The sequence below is a fragment of the Mucilaginibacter paludis DSM 18603 genome (assembly GCF_000166195.2).
Taxonomy (GTDB): Bacteria; Bacteroidota; Bacteroidia; order Sphingobacteriales; family Sphingobacteriaceae; genus Mucilaginibacter; species Mucilaginibacter paludis.
Genome location: NZ_CM001403.1, coordinates 268,301 through 286,785, shown reverse-complemented (window position 1 = coordinate 286,785; position 18,485 = coordinate 268,301). Strand labels below are relative to the sequence as shown.

The window sequence follows — 18,485 nt, the reverse complement described above, 5'->3', positions numbered from 1 at the left end:
ATAATTACAAACCCAATGATATATTATGAAAAAACAAATTACTTTTCTAATTCTAATTTTACTAACATGTTGCGGGTTATCCTTTGCCCAAAACCGTACCGTTAAGGGGGTGATCAGGGATGGTAAGGGCATTACCTTACCTGGGGTCGCTGTCAGAGTTAAAGGAAGTACTACCGGGGTAGCATCGGATGTTAATGGTAATTATTCCATTACGGTAGCTGCCGATGCTACGCTGCTGATCAGCAGTGTAGGTTACGCGCCGCAAGAGGTATTGGTAAAGGGCCGTACCGTTATCAATATTACCCTCGACGATGATCATAAACAATTAACCGAGGTTGTGGTGATCGGTTACGGCACAAGGGCAGTTAAAGACGTTACCGGTGCCATATCGAGCATTAAGGCTGATAAGTTAGAAAACGAAAATCCTACCAGCGTAACCGACCTGATCAGAGGAAATATCCCCGGCATCAGCGTTGCCTTGAACACCTCCGCAAAGGGTGGATCAAGCGACGACTTGCAGTTACGTGGCAAGGGGTCTATCTCCGGCAGCGTTAATCCCCTTATCGTTGTAGACGGAGTGATCTATCCGGGGCAGCTTGCAGATATTAACCCTAACGATATTGACCGGGTTGATGTACTGCGCGACCCGAGCTCGCTCGCCGTATACGGTGCGCAGTCGGCCGGTGGTGTTGTGGCTATTACCACAAAAAAAGGCCGAGGCGGGCCCCCTGTAATTAACTTTAACGTTAACATGGGTATAGCTCAATTAGAAAAAAATCAAAAATTTTACGATCCGCAAGGCTTTTTAAACTGGCGTGCCGATGGTGCAAGAAGTTCAAATACAAGCAACCCTTATTACTATTACAGCAACCCTAACTCATTGCCCGATGGTGTTACGCTGGCCCAGTTTATGAGCGGCGCCACCGGCGATCCTACCACGGTTTGGCTGCAGCGCCTGGGCTTGTTCCCTAACGAGATCAGTAACTACTTTGCCGGTAAAACTACCGATTGGTCGAAACTGGTGTTCCGTAATGGTTTCCGCCAGGACTATACCGCCAGTATGAGCGGTAAAACAGAAACCGCGAGTTATTACATGTCGGGCAATTTTACAAAAAACGAAAACCTGATACAGGGAGGCGATTATAAAGACGCCCGTTTCCGCGTGAACCTGGAAGGCAAGGCCGCTAAGTTTTTAACCGTTGGTGTTAACGCGCAATTTGCCAGCCGGGATGAAAGCAACGCCTCCACGCCCTTAAGCGGCCAGGGTATTGACGGGCATGAGGCGGACTGGACACAAATTGTAGCTTCGTCGCCCTATGGCGATATGTATAATGCCGACGGATCATTACGCCGCATTGATACTGATGATAGCGGGTTAAATCAGCGTAATCCATTTTTGGGGATGACCTATAATCAAAATGTGGCTATCCAGAATACCCTGTTTGCCAATTTATTCGCCCGGGTTGATCTGCCTTTCGGCATTAAATACAACCTTAACTTTGCCCCGCAAATTGAAGCCTATCGTAACTTTTTTTTCAGGCCGGTTGCCAACCCTAACGAGTTATCGGGTGGTACAGGTATCCGCACCATGGAAAACCGGTTCAGGTATAACCTGGATAATATCTTAAACTGGAATAAAACTTTCGGCATCCACAATTTTGATGTCACCCTATTGCTTAATAAAGAAAAATATCAAACCTGGTACACCAAAACATCCAACACGCAATTTAGCCCGAGCGATGTTTTAGGCTATGATAATATAGGCGCGGGTACCTTGCCGGTTGAAAGCAGTGATGACCGTGTTTATACCGCCGATGCCTTAATGGCGCGCCTTAACTATACCTTGCTGGGCCGCTACATTTTAACGGGTACTATCCGCCGTGACGGATTTTCGCCCTTTGGGCTTAAAAACCCAAGGGAAACCTATCCTTCGGCGGCACTCGCCTGGATCTTTTCCGACGAGAAATTTATGAAAACCGACGCGCTCAAGTGGCTTGATTATGGTAAGCTGCGGGTAAGTTATGGCGCCAACGGTAACCGTTTATCAACCGGTACGGCCGATCCTACCATAGCCCTGGCTGTGCTGGCTACACCAAAGTATCCAACAGCTAATGCATCAGGTACCATAGTTAACAACAGCGGTGTTTATATCAGTACCCTGCAAAACGAGAACCTGAAGTGGGAGCGTACTACCGGTACCAATATCGGTTTGGATTTTTCTGTGCTGCAAAGCAGGATCAGCGGATCAATAGATGTATACAACCGCAGCACTACAGATATGTTGGTTAAACGTGCCATCTCATCAATCCAGGGATATAACTACAGCAATAACATTATTCCTGGCGGTGTCAACAATTCAAGTGTTTACACTAATGTTGGCCAGGTGGATAATAAAGGTTTGGAAGTATCGCTGGATGGAAAGATCATCAAGAGCAAAAACTTTAACTGGAATGCCAGCGGTACGTTTTATATCAACCGCAACAAAATTGTACACCTGTATGGCGCTGTTCCGGTAACGGATGCCAACGGCAATACCACCATGGTTGAAAATGATGATATTGGCAATGGTTGGTTTATTGGCCATGATATTAACGCTGTTTGGGATTATCATATTTTAGGCGTTTGGCAAACCGCCGAAGCTACCGAAGCTGCCAAATACGGAGCAAAGCCAGGCGATTTTAAGCTGGAAGATGTAGACGGTAATTTTAAATTTACCAATGCCGATAAGCAGTTTTTGGGTAGTACCAACCCAACATTCAACTGGTCGTTACGTAATGATATCAACTTTCTAAAAAACTTTGATTTTTCTTTCCTGCTGGTATCAAGCATAGGGCAGTTGCGGCAATTTAACCAGGCGCTTAATAATCCGGGTAGCGTAGGCTTCGCGCGGATGAGTTCGTACGTTCAGCCCTACTGGACGCCTGATAACCCCATCAACGATTATGCCCGGTTAAACTCAGGCTCATCGGGTACAACCATTAATGTATGGCGCAAATCATCGTTTGTAAGGGTTCAAACAGTTTCGTTAGGTTATAACCTGGATAAAAAAGTAATTAAACGCTTCGGCATGCAAAGCGCCAAGTTGTTTGTAAATGCCACCAATGCTACGGTTTTAACCGGATGGAGTTTCTGGGATCCGCAGAACAACGGGCCTACACCACGGTATCTGGCAGCAGGTTTAAACGTAACTTTTTAACAGGATTAACGCATAGTGATTATGAAAAAGATAAATAAAAATATAATTGCAGGGCTTGCCATGGCAGCGGTTTTTGTTGCACAAGGCTGTACAAAACGAAGTGAACTGGTACCCGCAGCACCTTCAAAATTTACTCCTGATGTTACCTTGACTACTCCGGCGGCGTTTAAAAATGCATTGGAGTCGCTCAATTTAAGTGTGCGTTTCGAGTTTTTTAGCGATGCGGCGCCTATATTAACCGAATCGATTTTTACAGATGCCGCTGTAGAGGGCACAACAGATAAAACCACGCCTGCACAAGATTTAAACTCGCGCATTACACCAAGCGCCAACCTGGATAGTGACGACTATAACAAAATAGGCCGTTACTGGTATGCCTGGTGGACTGGTGTGAAAGATGCCAACGTTATTATCTCCCGCATTGATAAGGCAACATGGCCTACACCCGCTGCACGTAATGCCACGCTGGCCGCGGCTTATTTTCACCGCGCTTACCGTTATTACCGTTTGGTGCATCAGTTTGGTGATGTCCCTTTGGTGCTCAAAGAAGAGTCTACCGTTAATACATCATACTATACTACGCAGCGTATCGTGATATTAAAACAAATGAAAGCCGACCTGGAGTTTGCTGTAGCCAATTTAACAGACGCCAATGATAAAGGTGACGTATCAAAGGGAGCGGCCTACCATTTGCTTGCCAAAATTGACCTGGCTATGGGTTTATTTGACGATGCCATTGCAGCTACTTCCAGTGTTATTAATGGCCCGTATCATTTAATGACTAACCGTTTTGGTGTTGTAGCCAATGATGCTTCTAAAAATATAATCTGGGATTTACACCGGCCTGAAAATAAAGCTATTGCCACCAATACCGAAGCTTTGTACGTTGTGCTTGACCGCGAGACCCTGGATGGCGCAACGCCCAACGGTTCGCAGTTGATGCGTAACTGCGTGCCGATGTGGCATAACGGAAGCATTTTAACGCCGGGCGCGCATAAGCCAGGTATCTCTGATAAGGTTACCGAGGAATTTCCGCTTACCTTATGGTATGGCCGTGGTATAGGCAGGCTGCGCGGTACGCCTTATGCTACAAAGTACATTTGGACTGACAATACAGATTTACGCCATGCACCCGGCAACTGGATGAACATGACCGATTTGGTTTACAACAGCCCAAGCCTGAAAACATCCGATCCGACCTGGTACGGAAAACACCTGCAACAGTGGACTGATGCTGACGCCAAAGTACCCGGCAGAGTGTTTTTAAATGGTCCGCAGGATAGTATCCGATCCTGGTTTGGATGGCCGCACTATAAAGTGTTTATCGGATCGGGAACGATAGCGGTTGATAAATGGTGGAGCCCGCCACGTGGTACCAATACCGATTGGTATGTATTCCGCTTAGCCGAAACTTATTTATTACGTGCTGAAGCTTATGTTTGGAAAGGGCAGCAAGGGCTTGCCATGGCCGATTTAAATATGGTTAGGGCAAGGGCGCAGGCGCAATTATTAACCGATGCAAGCAAGGTAAATATAGGTACCATACTTGATGAGCGACAACGGGAGTTGTTTTGGGAAGAGCCACGCAAAACCGAGCTTACCCGTATAGCATACATATTTGCCCAAACCGGCATAATGGCATATAACGGTAAAAGCTATAGCGCAGCCAGCTTTTCAACCAGCAATTTCTTTTACGACCGGATTATGGAGAAAAACGATTTCTATAAAAATCCAAATGTGGTAACCAACTCGGGTAACCATTACACCATTTCGCCATACCACGTATTGTGGCCAATCCCGCAGGGAGATATCGACCTGAACATCAACGGGCATATTAACCAGAATAAGGGCTACGATGGTTCTGCAAGCAATATTGCTCCGCTTGATCATATTGTACCCTGAGTTTTCTGTATCATAGCTTGAGCCTAAACAATCGATAAGCTATCCGGATAAAGGTTTGTTTTAAACAATAATCCGGGTAGCTTTATATGAGTTTGCCAATATCCAAATCCATTTATCTTTAAAATCTGATGAAAAAAAACTCAGCCCTACTTTTAATATTGCTGCTTTGTGGCGTTTACCCGCTTAAAGCGCAGGTAAGTAAAAAGGCAAAGGCGCCCGCTTTTGCTATCGCCGGTAAAACTGCAACGACATACACCACTGCCGATAAAACTAATTACCGCATCAGCAATACCGGCGTGTTGCCGTTTAAAAACTGGCCCCAACCGTTAGAGACGGAGGTTTTTGTGCAGGTTGACCCATCTAAAACTTTCCAGTCGTTTATAGGCATTGGGGGAGCCTTAACCGATGCTGCCGCCGAAACCTTTGCCAAACTGCCCAAAAACAAACAGCAGGAAATATTACAGGCTTATTACGACCCGCAAAAAGGAATCGGTTATACTTTGGGGCGAACCAATATCCAGAGTTGCGATTTTTCGAGCGATGTTTATACTTACATAGCCAATGGCGATGCATCGCTCAAGACTTTCAGCCTGGCGCACGATGAAAAATTTCGCATCCCTTTAATCAGGCAAGCTATAGCGGCCGCGGGTGGTAAGCTCAATATATTTGCCAGCCCCTGGAGCCCGCCCGCCTGGATGAAAGATAACAACGATATGCTGCATGGCGGCAAACTGATGCCGCAATACCGCCAAAGCTGGGCCAATCACTTTGTAAAGTTTGTGCAGGAATATCAAAAACAAGGCATCCCGATATGGGGACTTACGGTACAGAACGAGCCTATGGCCAAACAGAAATGGGAATCGTGTGTTTTTACAGCAGAGGAAGAACGTGATTTTATTAAGATTTTTTTAGGCCCCACGCTGCAAAAGGCCGGAATGGCTAACAAAAAACTAATTGCCTGGGATCATAATCGCGATTTATTATACCAGCGTGCCGCCACCATTTTGAGCGACCCTGAGGCAGCCAAATATGTTTGGGGCATAGGCTACCATTGGTACGAAACCTGGACAGGCGGCCCCATGCAGTTTGAAAACGAAAAGCAGGTTACAGCGGCATTCCCCGCCACAAACCTGATTTTCACCGAAGGATGTACCGAAAAATTTGATTTGGATAGGATCAATCTTTGGTCGCTGGGCGAAAGATACGGCCATTCGATGATCAATGATTTTAACAGCGGAACAGTAGGCTGGACGGACTGGAATATTTTACTGGACGAAAAAGGCGGGCCAAACCACGTAGGTAATTATTGCTTTGCACCGGTACATGCCAATACCCAAACAGGCGAATTGCTTTATACCAACGCTTATTACTATATCGGCCAGTTTTCTAAATTTATACGCCCGGGAGCTAAAAGGATTGTGAGTACATCAAACCGCGATAAACTGCAAACCACGGCTTTTATCAATACAGATGGTAAAATAGCCGTAGTTGTAATGAACACCACTGATGATGAAGTGCCCTACCATTTATTGATACAGGGCAAGGCCGCAGAAACCAAAAGTCTGGCTCACTCCATAACAACCATTATACTTTAAATAGCAGTTTTTAAAGATATGATGGATAGATATGCGCTACTGAAAATTAACCTGGCTCTGTTGTTGGCTGCCTGCACCTCCTTTTCTTTTTCGCAAAAAGTACCTGTTCCGGGGCGCACCGTGGTCAGCTTAAATGATCAATGGGATTTCAGTATAGATACCTTATCAAAAAGCGGTGATAACGATGCTCCCAAAGGCCTTAACTGGCAAAAAGTAAACTTGCCCCATACCTGGAATGCTGCCGATGTGATGGACGACGATCATGATTATTACCGTGGTAAAGGTTGGTATAAAAAAACTTTTAAACTAAACGAGGCAGATCAATCGCGAAGGGTATTTCTCTATTTTAAAGGCGCCAACCAGCAAACAGAGGTATATGTAAATGGCCAATACGCGGGGAAGCATTCAGGTGGTTATACAGGTTTCAGTATCCGGGCAGGCAATCTGTTGAAATATAATGGAGTAGCTAACGAGATAGCTGTTAAAGTAAACAATAGTTTAAACGAAGATATACCACCCTTAACTGCCGATTTTACTTTTTACGGAGGTATTTACCGCGATGTGTACCTGGTTAGCACCAACAATATCCATTTCGACGACCCGGACTATGGCGGCGGCGGGGTCTGCGTCACTACCCCCACTGTTAGCACGCAAAAAGCAGCTGTTGATATTAGAAGCAACATTGTTAACAGTGGGCCAACTACGGCCAGTTTACAAATTGTTACCCTTATTCAAGATCAGGCCGGCCGCCAGGTAAGCACGCAAACATCAGCATTAAAAATTAACGCGGGGCAATCATCTGTTATCACGCAGCATATTTTATCTGTTTCCAATCCGCATTTATGGTCGCCGGATGAGCCTTACCTGTACACGGTAAGCACCCGGATTTATGATGCCCGTAGCCATCAATTACTGGACGAGCTATCTAACCCATTGGGTTTTCGCTGGTTTAGTTTTGATGCAGGGAAAGGTTTTTTCCTTAACGGGAAGGCTGTGAAGCTGATAGGGGCCAGCAGGCACCAGGATTTTGAAGGGCTCGGGAATGCTTTGCCAAAACAGATACAGGTTCATGATATTGAGATGTTAAAGCAAATGGGTGCTAATTTTTTACGGGTGGCCCATTATCCGCAGGATGCCGCGTTGTTGGAAGCTTGTGATAGGTTGGGCATTATTGCCTCGGTTGAAATACCGGTGGTGAATACCATTACCGAGTCGGAAACTTTTTATCATAACTGCCGAAACATGGTGCGGGAGATGATCCATCAAAATTTTAACCACCCCAGCATTTTAATATGGGCCTACATGAACGAGATTATGTTAAGGCCTAAATTTGAGAAGGATAAACTCCGGCTGGAGCAGTACTATAAACATGTAGTTGAGCTGGCACAAAGCCTTGACGATATTTGCCGCCGGGAAGATCCGTCCCGCTATACCATGATCTCCAACCACGGAAATTTTGATTTGTATAATCGCACGGGGCTTACCGCCGTACCCATGCTGGTGGGATGGAATTTATATGATGGCTGGTATGGTAAAGATATTAACGGCTTTGCCAGATTTATGGATCATGCCCATCAGCTGATGCCGGAAAAACCTATGTTGATTACCGAATACGGCGCCGATGCCGACCCCCGTTTGCATACCGATACGCCCGTACGCTTCGATAAAACCGTGGAATATGCCGAGCATTATCATCACATTTATTTAAAAGAAATATTAAAAAGGCCATTTGTTGCCGGGGCCGCCATCTGGAACCTGGCCGATTTTAACTCCAACCTGCGCGAGGAAAGCATGCCCCACATCAATAACAAAGGCCTGTTAACCTGGAACCGCCAAGCTAAAAATGTATATTATTTTTACCAGGCTAACTTGCTAAAATCGCCTTTCATCAAAATTGCATCGGCTTTATGGGCATACCGTACAGGTACCGCGGTAAATGATGGGGACACAACTGCCCTTCAAACCATCAGGGTTTATACCAATTTGGATAGCGCTCAGCTCTGCATCAACGGCAAGTTGCTGGGTTGGCAAAAAGCTATAGATAAACAATGCCAATGGCAGGTGCCTTTTATAAATGGCGAAAATATGATTGTGGTTACAGCTTATGATAGGGGTAAAACATATAACGACGATGTCCGGATCAATTTTAAACTGCAGCCAGCTAATCTGAAAAGGGTAACCAACCCATTTACGGGCATCAATATTTTGCTCGGTTCAAAACGTTATTTTGTGGACGATTTTAACCACGAAGTATGGCAGCCCGATCAACCTTATCAAAAAGGGAGCTGGGGTTTTATTGGCGGTGTACCCTACGCAGTAAATAACGGACGGCAAAGCTATGGTTCTGATAAAGCGATATCCGGAACAGCTAATGATCCGGTTTTTCAAACTCAGCAGCTCGGTATAACGCAGTACCGCCTGGATGTACCCAACGGGAATTATGAGATAACGATGGATTTTGCCGAACTGATGGGCAGCAAAACCAAAGATCTTGCTTACAATTTAAGCCGGTCTGCCGGAAGTCAGCAAAGTGCTGATCGTGTTTTTGATGTGTACATCAATGATAAACTAACTCTCGAGGATTTTAATATAGCAGAGCAATATGGCAAAGCCCGGGCCGTATCAAAAAAAATGCAGTTAGTAGTTACTGATGATAATGGCATCCGCATATTATTCAGGGCAAAAAAAGGGGAACCCGTACTCAACGCGCTCCAGGTGAAAAAGATATACTAAATTGATTGATATGAAATTGAAAACAGCATTATTGATGGCTATGTTATGCCTGAGCATAAAAGCATCGGGACAAGGGAACGGCTTTTTTAATACCAGGGGCAAGGAGATCATCGGCCCCGATAACAAAAGCTTTTTAATCAGAGGCACCAACCTGGGTAACTGGCTTATCCCCGAAGGGTATATGTTTAAATTTAACAAAACCAATGCACCGCGCCAAATTAGCGAAGCTATTAACGAACTGATAGGGCCCGATAAAGCAAAGGCTTTTTGGGAGAAATACCTGGATGCCTATATCACCCAACCGGATATCCATTATTTAAAAAGTATTGGTGTAAACTCCATCCGGGTTCCGTTTCACTATAAATTATTTACAAACGAAGATTATTTAGGAGCGAACGACCCGGAACGCGGCTTTAAACTGCTCGACAGGGTAATAGGCTGGTGCAGGCAAGAGGGTATTTATGTTATTCTGGATATGCACTGTGCGCCCGGCGGACAAACCGGCGATAATATTGACGACAGTTATGGCGATGCCTACCTGTTTGAAAACCAGGGAAGCCGCGATTTAACGATAGCGATCTGGAAAAAAATAGCCGCCCGTTATAAAAGCGACAAAACGGTGATGGGTTACGATCTGCTAAACGAACCGATCTCTACCCGGATTGATACCGGCAGACTGAACCCTTATCTGGAACCTCTTTATAAGCAAATCACTCAGGCTATCCGCAGCGTTGATAAAAATCACCTGTTGTTTTTAGGCGGCGCCCAGTGGGACTCTAATTTTAAAATATTTGGAGCACCATTTGATGCTAAACTGGTTTATACCTTTCATAAGTACTGGACAAAAACCACACCCGATGTAATTCAGCAATATGTTGATTTCAGGGAAAAGTATAATGTGCCCATCTACGCAGGCGAAACCGGAGAGAACAACGATACCTGGGTTGCCGAATTTAGGCAGCTGCTGGAGAAAAACAACATTGGCTGGCATTATTGGCCCTATAAAAAAATGCTGAATAAGAGTGGCGTGGTTGAATTTAAGCAACCCGAAAACTACGACAAGGTGATAGCTTACGCCGAAAGCGACAGGCAAACTTTTGATGCTATCAGAAAAGCGAAGCCGGCAAATAAGGCCGAAGTAGAAGAGGCCTTAAACGATTTTCTGAAAAATTGCCGCTTTGAAAACTGTACGCCCAATAACGGCTATAACAATGCATTAGGTTTTAAATAACAAGTGATAACCATAATATTGCCGTGGATTTAACCATATTCGCCTTGTCAGTTTCAACTTGCCAAATTTGAATTAGTTAGCTGATAAGATAATTTTTGTTTTTTGAGATCTTAACTTATTCATATTAAGTATTTTATAATTGATAGGTGTTTGAAATAATGCTTGAATACTGTAACTAACTCACTGTTAACTGGATTGTTATGATTTTCCTTGTCATTTAAGGATAATTGGATAATTTGTAATTAAATTTTGTAACTATAATTAAAAAACTCACGTACAAAAGCCTGTCACTTAATTTATTTCCACTCCAGGATATGATGAAGTACAATAAATCTATTTGTAACAGGAGGATGATGTGTATAAGTTAACGGTTGTATTTGTTATTGTATTTTTTAAGCTTTTTACTTTTACGCCTGCTTGTGCACAAACCATCAACGTTAATGGTATTGATGCCGGTACTTTTGGACAAGGTTCAACCATCAGCGTTAAAATTAATGTTGATAATACTTCCGGATGTATTGCGCAAAGCAATGTTTTCCGGTTATACTTATCCGATGCTACGGGTAATTTTGCTTCCGAAAAATTGATAGGCAGTTTTACCGGCTTCTACGCTACATTTGTAAACGGTATCATTCCTGTGGGCACTGCGGCCGGGAGTAATTATATGGTAAGGGTAAAATCAACAGCACCCGCCGTTGTTAGTGCGCCTTCGCAGCCAATCACAATCAGTGCATCGGCAGGCGTGGCTGCCGGAGTAGCCTCCCAAACTATCAATTCAACTTATCCGGAAGTATTCGGGTCATGCAGCGGAACCGATAACACTACGTATGGCTTCACAGATCGATCCACAGGAGGATCAACGGTTAGCGCGGTATTTTATAATGAATTGGCTAAAGCCAAAGAAGACTCGCTGACACTTTCGCCCAGCGTTAACTTCAGTGCGAAGGCTGCTAACTATACCATTACAGTGAAAGCAGTTAATAACGGTATTGTAGGTACAAAATCGTATACTTTAATTAACAATGTAATTAATTCTAATTTTGGTACCACGGGCAGCAATACTATTTGTTTAAGCGCCAGCAGTAACGAGGGGCTCTCCTATAATGTTGACGTTACTACAGCCAACGGTATCCAAAGAAATTTTCCGGGTTTGACCTATGGTGTTAAATGGGGCGATGGATCAACCAGTTCACTAACGCTTTGCGATATTATGGCCGCAGGGGGGAAATTGAGCCATATTTATGTCAAATCATCATGCGGTAATGTAACCAATGCCCAGAATAACGTTTTTGAAATTGATTTGCAACCAACCAGTGTTTATTGCGGTAACGTAGGCACAAGGGTAACGAGCTACGCAAAAGTACTTAACCCCGCAACCAATAAATTTAATAACCCAGCTATTGGCTGTACGGGCAGCAACATTACTTTTAACAATACCTCTTATCCCGGGCAAGACCCCAATGCCACCGGTACCGATTGTAGTTACCTAAACGCTCAATATACCTGGATAGCTGATGGTGTGCAGTACCCTAATTATAGCTTGAGCCAACCTTTTGTTCATGCTTTTGCAACCAATGGTACCCACCACGTAACCCTGCGCCTGCAAAATAACAACGGCTTATGCCCCGCGGCAGATCTTACCCAGGATATCTGTATCCAGAATCCTCCCAAACCCGCCTTTACAGTTCCGGCAAGTGTTTGTTTGGAAGGAGGGGCTGTAACGCCCGTTAATACCTCGGTAACCGACGCAGCCTGTTCTCTTCCGGCCACCTATACCTGGACGGTAACCGGCCCGGCTGCTGTTACCTATGCGGGCGGCACTACAGCCAATAGCGCGCAGCCCCAGTTTGTTTTTTCAAAAACCGGTAGTTACCAGGTTAAGTTAGCCATTAACAGCGCCTCATGCGGTGTAATTACCAGCCCGGTACAAACCATTGTAGTTAACTCAGCGCCCACGGCCACCTTATCTGCCGATTTGCCTTTATGCGGCAACAACCAGGTGCTTACTTTCAATACAGATCCCGGTCCCACCCAAATATCATACAGTGGTACCACAGATCAGTCTGCTACCTTTTTATGGGTGGTTACCTCCGCAGGTGGCTCGGCCCCGGCCAGCTTTGTTAATGGAACAAGCGCCAGCAGCCAATACCCGCAAATATTATTCCCGGATTATGGTACTTATACGGTAGCTCTTACTTATACCAACACCTGCGGCGCCGATACAAAAAAACAAAACATTACCTTTCAGCAGGCACCTACCGTTAATGCGGTGGTTCAGCAGCCTATATGTCCCGGCAGTTCAGTTACCATTGCCGGATCGGTGACTAACGGCAGCTATAAAAGCCTGCAATGGAAAGGCGGCACAGGTACTTTTGCGCCCGACAGAACATCATCATTAACGCCGGTTTATACCCCGAGTGCCGCCGAAATAGCCGCCGGTACAGTAACACTTACTTTAGATGTTACTACTGATTTACTGGGCCAATGCAGTGATATTCAAAAAAATGTTACCATCAATATTTACCCGGTTAACACCATTAACAGCGCTGCCACCAAGGCTATTTGTACAGGCAGCCCACTTGGCTATCAAATTACATCAAATGTACCCGCAAGCACCTTTACCTGGACGGCCCAGTTAACATCAGGCAATGCCACCGGCTTTACCACATCGGGGACAGACGCCACCATTAACGATGTGATTGTTGATAATGATGCCGATAACAATGCTGTTATAACTTATACCATCGTTCCGCATAATAATGGTTGCGATGGTAGTCCGTTTACATTAACGGTTACCGTTTCGCCTGTACCGGTTATTAAAGGCGCTGTAGACCAAGTTATTTGCAGTAACCAGCAGTCAAATATTATTTTATCATCCAACGTGGCGGGCAAAAGCTATACCTGGACAAGTACTACAACCGGCAGTGTAAGCGGCAATAGCAACCAGGTAACACCCATAGCTGCCAGCAGTATACAGGATGTGTTGGTGAACAACAGTAACGCGGTTGCAACCGTTACCTATACCATTACACCTATAGGCAATTGTGCCGGGCAACCGGTAGATGTCAAAATAACCGTGCAGCCGTTACCGGTACCATCGGTGCCAGGCGCCGATGCCGAAGTTTGTAACACAAGCACCTATACGCTGAAAGGTAACGACCCATCGCCCGGTACCGGTAAATGGACCTTGGACTCGGGCCAGAGCGGCGTTACTTTTTCCGACGATACCAGGCCTGATGCTACCGTATCCGGACTCATACCCGGCAATAGCTACAAATTCAGGTGGACCATTACCAACGCCTCAACCTGCGCGCCAACAACCAACGTGATGACGCTCACTATTGATAATAATACAGTTGCCGGCACAACATCAGGTACTACCACCACCTGCGCAGGCAGTAACAGCGGTGTTGTCAATCTCACCGGCCAGTCGGGCAACGTTTTGCGCTGGGAGGCCTCGGTGGATAACGGCGTTTCATGGCAAATGGTTAACAATACTACAAGCAGTTTATCCTATTTAAACTTAACACAAACCACGCAATACAGGGCGGTAATACAAAGCGGTGTGTGTGCCATTATACCTTCATCGGTAACGGTTATCACCGTTAATCAGCCCGCGGTAGCCGCTAATGCCGGTCCCGATCAAATCCTTTGCAACCTCGCTTCGGCCACCTTAAAGGGTAACGCTCCCGCTCCGTTCACCGGTTCGTGGAAGCAAACCGAAGGGCCTGTAGTTAACATCGCTTTGCCGGATAACAACGAGACGCAGATTGGCGGCTTAACAGGCGGCAATGTATATAAATTTGTGTGGATAATAAAAGGGCTTGCCCCTTGTATAGATAACCAGGACGAGGTAGTTATTACCGACCTGGTTGATGTAACCCCCAGTTTTACAGCCGATAAGAGCAATGGCTGCGGCACATATGCAGTTAGTTTTACTAATACATCCAATCTACTTACCGGTAGTTTTTTATGGGATTTTGGCGATGGCTCGCAATCGTCGGCCGTAAGCCCTTCGCATACTTTCCAGTCGCGCACCGATGGGAAGGATACGACCTATACCGTATCGCTAACCGCGGTAAACAACTGCGCGGTTAGGCCGCCCTTCACCTACCAGGTGGTGGTACGCCCGGCGGCACCTGTAGTATCCATTTTGCCCGACAAGCTTTCGGGCTGCGCCCCATTTGCCATAAGCGTTAAAAATACATCGCCTGGCAATAATAAAAGTTATGTTTTCTATTTATACGATGGGACAAGGCTGGTGCAGCAAATATTACTGAACGATAAAACGACTGCGGTTTTTGACCCGGTAAGCCCAACAACTACAAAAACGTATACTGTTTATATGGTGGCCACCGATTTTTGCGGAACCACTGCCGAAACCAGGCATATCCCGCTAACGATATCGCCTTCTTCCATAACGCCCCAAATGTTTATCCAGGATAATGTAAGCAAAGGCTGCGCACCACTACTGGTAACTTTAGTTAATAATACCAATGGCGGTACAAGTTTTACCTATAATATATACGACGCCAATAACAAAATTATCGATAGGCGTAGCGCAGGTACTGCCGATCTGCCGTACGCTTTTAACACGCCCGGTACTTACTATGTTACCATTACTGCTACCGATAATTGTAGTGTTGTGGAGTCTGCCCCAGCAAACAGGATTGATGTTTTCCAGGCTCCAATAGCACAATTTACTGCCGATGTAACCAGCGGATGCAGCCTTGTTACCGTAAATTTTACCAACCAGACTACAGGCATATCAGCAGGTGATGAACTGGCCTATCAATACGACTGGGATTTTGGAGACGGATCGCCACATTCATTAGTTGCTAATCCTTTGCCGCATACTTATCAATATCAAAACCAGGCCTATACCGTTACCCTAACGGCTACCAATACCGTTACCGGATGTTCAAATACCATAGTCAAGGCCAACTATATTACGGTTACATCGCCACCTGTTACGGCATTCGCTATCAGGCCGGATACAGTAATCAATATACCCGATTACCGGTTTTCGTTTATCGATCAAACCAGCGGTAACCCCACCCAATGGTACTGGAGCTTTGGCGATGGTAAAACCTCTACCTCAAAAAATACTGAACATACCTACGCCGATACCGGCCGCTATAAGGTTACTTTAACCACTACCAACAGCCAGGGTTGTGCCAGCAGCGCTGTACATGATGTACGTATTACAGGTGTGCCAGGGCAGTTGTACATGCCAAACGCATTTATGCCAAGCAGTTTAAACACCGAACTTCGGTCTTTCAAGGCCATAGGCTCGGGCATGAAAAGCTGGAGCATGAAAATATTTAACACCTGGGGCGAACTGGTGTGGCAAACCAGCAGACTTGGGCCAAACGGAACCCCGGCTGAAGGCTGGGACGGCACCTTTAAAGGGTCGCCCGCGCAGCAAGGTGTATACCTGTGGCAGGCTACCGCCACCTTTATAAACGGTACCGAATGGAAAGGTATGTCGTACAATAACTCATTACCCAAAAGAACAGGCTCAGTTAATTTAATAAGATAGCATAATTGATTATTGAAAGTACTCATGAAAACTTTAACAAAACTGTTCTATTCCATGTTACTGCTCGCAGCGGCAACTTTGCATAGCTTCGCCCAGGATCATCTATATTCTCAGTTTTTTAATGCGCCGGTATATCTAAACCCGGCGCTTAACGGTCAGTTTGAGGGCGACCTCCGCATGAATCTCATCTATCGCAATCAATGGTCGGCGGCGCCGGGTAACCTATCGTATCTTACGGCATCTATAGATCTCAAAATTCCGCAATTTGGCGGGGGAGTAGGTTTAATGTTTACCCGCAGCAGCGAGGGAGCGGCCTATCTTACCAAAAATAATGTTTCGGGTGTTTACTCGTACAGCGTGGGCTCCGATAATTTTATATTATCGTTTGGTTTACAGGCCGGTGTAACCAACAGATCCGTAGACTGGAATAAGCTGGTGTTCAGCGATCAGATAGATCCGCGCCTGGGTTATGTACCCGGTTCAACTACTTCGGCAGAACTTCCGCAATTTAACAACAGGTACTATTTCGATTCCGGAGCAGGGGTAAACCTGGTAGTGGGCGAATTTATGGCCGGTGCCGCCTTGCAGCATATTAACCGTCCCGACCAATCGTTTACCGGTGCGCCTGATAGGTTACCCATGCGTGGCACTGGGCACATCAGCTATCGTTTGGGCCTTAATAATGCTTATGAGGACCGCGACGAGGCCGACAAATCATACCTGATACCATCGGTTGTTTTTTACCGTCAGTCTACAGCCCAATCTTTTAGCGCGGGTATGCAATACAAGCACCGCGGCGTTAACGCAGGCCTGTGGTACCGGGGCAGCGGTGGGGCAGAAGGGCCCAATACAGTGGTACTATCGCTGATCTTCGACCTATTTATCAACAGGGACGCAGGCGAGAAGCTTCGTTTGGGTGTTGATCACGATATGTCTTTCTCAGGCCTAAACTCAGGTAATACCAGCGGAACCTCCGAAGCAAGTTTGGGCTACCAAACTACCTTGCCTTCAAGAAATGGCAATTATGATAAGTTTGACCAGTCAAGACAGTGTTATCATTTTTATTGATTGATTGATTGATTGATTGATTGATTGATTGATTTTGGGTTTGTTACGTCTTGAAAAAAGTTGACGGCCTGCGCAGTATGAACGGAAAGCCCGGCCGAAGGCAACGGTCCATTAAAAAAAATGGTGCTGCCAGGATGCCTTGATTACAGATCTTGTATTTTTTGCTGAAAATTACTTACCTTAGCGAAAAATTACGACAATGCTAATCCTAACTAACCTGTACATGTTTTCAAAGTGGCCCATTGCGCCGCTGCAGGGGGATTTTGCATTCGCTTAGTATCTCTCTTCAAAAAAACTGGGGTGGCATAAGCCATCATCAGGTCATCAAGAAAATATTAAAGAACAATTAATGCCTCCTTTTGATCAGGAGCAATTACACGATATTAAATTTTATGGATACTTACTATACGATAGAAGAGAAATACTTGCAGGCGGTAGAGGAGATGAATTATGGCGAGGCGCCGAAATCGTTAAAGTTGCTAAACGAAATTTTAGATAACGACCCTTTGTATGTGCGCGCGCATTACCAAATGGGCAAGCTTTACTACTACGACCTGCAGGATTACAAAGCCGCAGGCTATCATTTTAAACTTTGTGCCGAGCTTGACCCATCGTTTCCGGATGTTTATTTTCACTACATTAAATTGCTGGTGTTTTTAAATATGGAACTTTTGGTTAATAAAGTTTCGGTAACGGCGTTGACCGTTCCGGGAGTTTATGCTTCGTCGATCTATAATCAGATGGCTTTATGTGCCGAAAATAATTCGAGATGGGTGCAGGCGCTGGGCTACTATAATAGTGCTTTATTGAAGGTTACAGACAAGCAACGGCAGGATGAAATTGAAGAAAGCATAAGCCGGGTTAAGTTTAAAATGGAGCGCAATAAGGGTTATACTTATAGCTTAACTGAGTAGGGTACAGGAGGCTAACCTGATGTTTAGGTTAGCCTCGTGTTTTTTAATGATTTATAATGAGTTGCTATTAAGTTGTTGATTTACAATGCTGAATTTATCTCCATTATGTCATCCCGACGCGAGGAGGGACCTTTTTCGCGCGATAAGTATGCAGTATATCGGGTACGCTGATTGTCAGTCGTTTATTTTACGTTAATAATCAGTAGCTCTTAACTTACAACATCGGCCCGCTCAATCGCCGCGGGAAGGGCTTTGTTCTTTTTTCTTGACAAAAAAACCAAAACCGACCGTAGGGAGCTCATGA

8 protein-coding genes are annotated in these 18,485 nt (G+C 45.3%); all 8 read left to right on the top strand.

Going from position 1 to position 18,485, the window contains the following annotated elements:
- The first annotated feature begins 25 nt into the window (after positions 1–25).
- The 8 genes from MUCPA_RS01110 (at position 26) to MUCPA_RS01075 (ending at position 18,181) form a co-directional block, all read left to right on the top strand.
- Positions 26–3,196, top strand: coding sequence for a SusC/RagA family TonB-linked outer membrane protein (locus tag MUCPA_RS01110; protein ID WP_008503973.1), 3,171 nt, complete (start codon positions 26–28; stop codon positions 3,194–3,196).
- A gap of 21 nt (positions 3,197–3,217) precedes the next feature.
- Positions 3,218–5,098 carry a RagB/SusD family nutrient uptake outer membrane protein gene (locus MUCPA_RS01105; protein ID WP_008503972.1) on the top strand — a complete coding sequence of 627 codons (1,881 nt, stop codon included), beginning with the start codon at positions 3,218–3,220 and terminating at the stop codon, positions 5,096–5,098.
- 128 nt (positions 5,099–5,226) lie between these two features.
- Positions 5,227–6,693: a glycoside hydrolase family 30 protein gene (locus MUCPA_RS01100; protein ID WP_008503971.1), complete on the top strand. Its 1,467-nt coding sequence runs from the start codon at positions 5,227–5,229 to the stop codon at positions 6,691–6,693.
- Between the two features lie 18 nt (positions 6,694–6,711).
- Positions 6,712–9,426: a glycoside hydrolase family 2 TIM barrel-domain containing protein gene (locus MUCPA_RS01095; RefSeq protein ID WP_157543786.1), complete on the top strand. Its 2,715-nt coding sequence runs from the start codon at positions 6,712–6,714 to the stop codon at positions 9,424–9,426.
- Between the two features lie 10 nt (positions 9,427–9,436).
- The gene (locus MUCPA_RS01090) at positions 9,437–10,657 is read left to right on the top strand and encodes a glycoside hydrolase family 5 protein (RefSeq protein WP_008503969.1); all 1,221 of its coding nucleotides are present in this window, start codon (positions 9,437–9,439) and stop codon (positions 10,655–10,657) included.
- A 355-nt stretch (positions 10,658–11,012) separates the two neighbouring features.
- Positions 11,013–16,199 carry a PKD domain-containing protein gene (locus MUCPA_RS01085; RefSeq protein WP_008503968.1) on the top strand — a complete coding sequence of 1,729 codons (5,187 nt, stop codon included), beginning with the start codon at positions 11,013–11,015 and terminating at the stop codon, positions 16,197–16,199.
- Positions 16,200–16,223: 24 nt separating this feature from the next.
- Positions 16,224–17,267 carry a PorP/SprF family type IX secretion system membrane protein gene (locus tag MUCPA_RS01080; RefSeq protein ID WP_008503967.1) on the top strand — a complete coding sequence of 348 codons (1,044 nt, stop codon included), beginning with the start codon at positions 16,224–16,226 and terminating at the stop codon, positions 17,265–17,267.
- A gap of 392 nt (positions 17,268–17,659) precedes the next feature.
- A complete protein-coding gene (locus MUCPA_RS01075) occupies positions 17,660–18,181 on the top strand; it encodes a tetratricopeptide repeat protein (protein ID WP_040625593.1) in 522 nt (173 codons plus the stop codon).
- Positions 18,182–18,485: the final 304 nt, after the last annotated feature.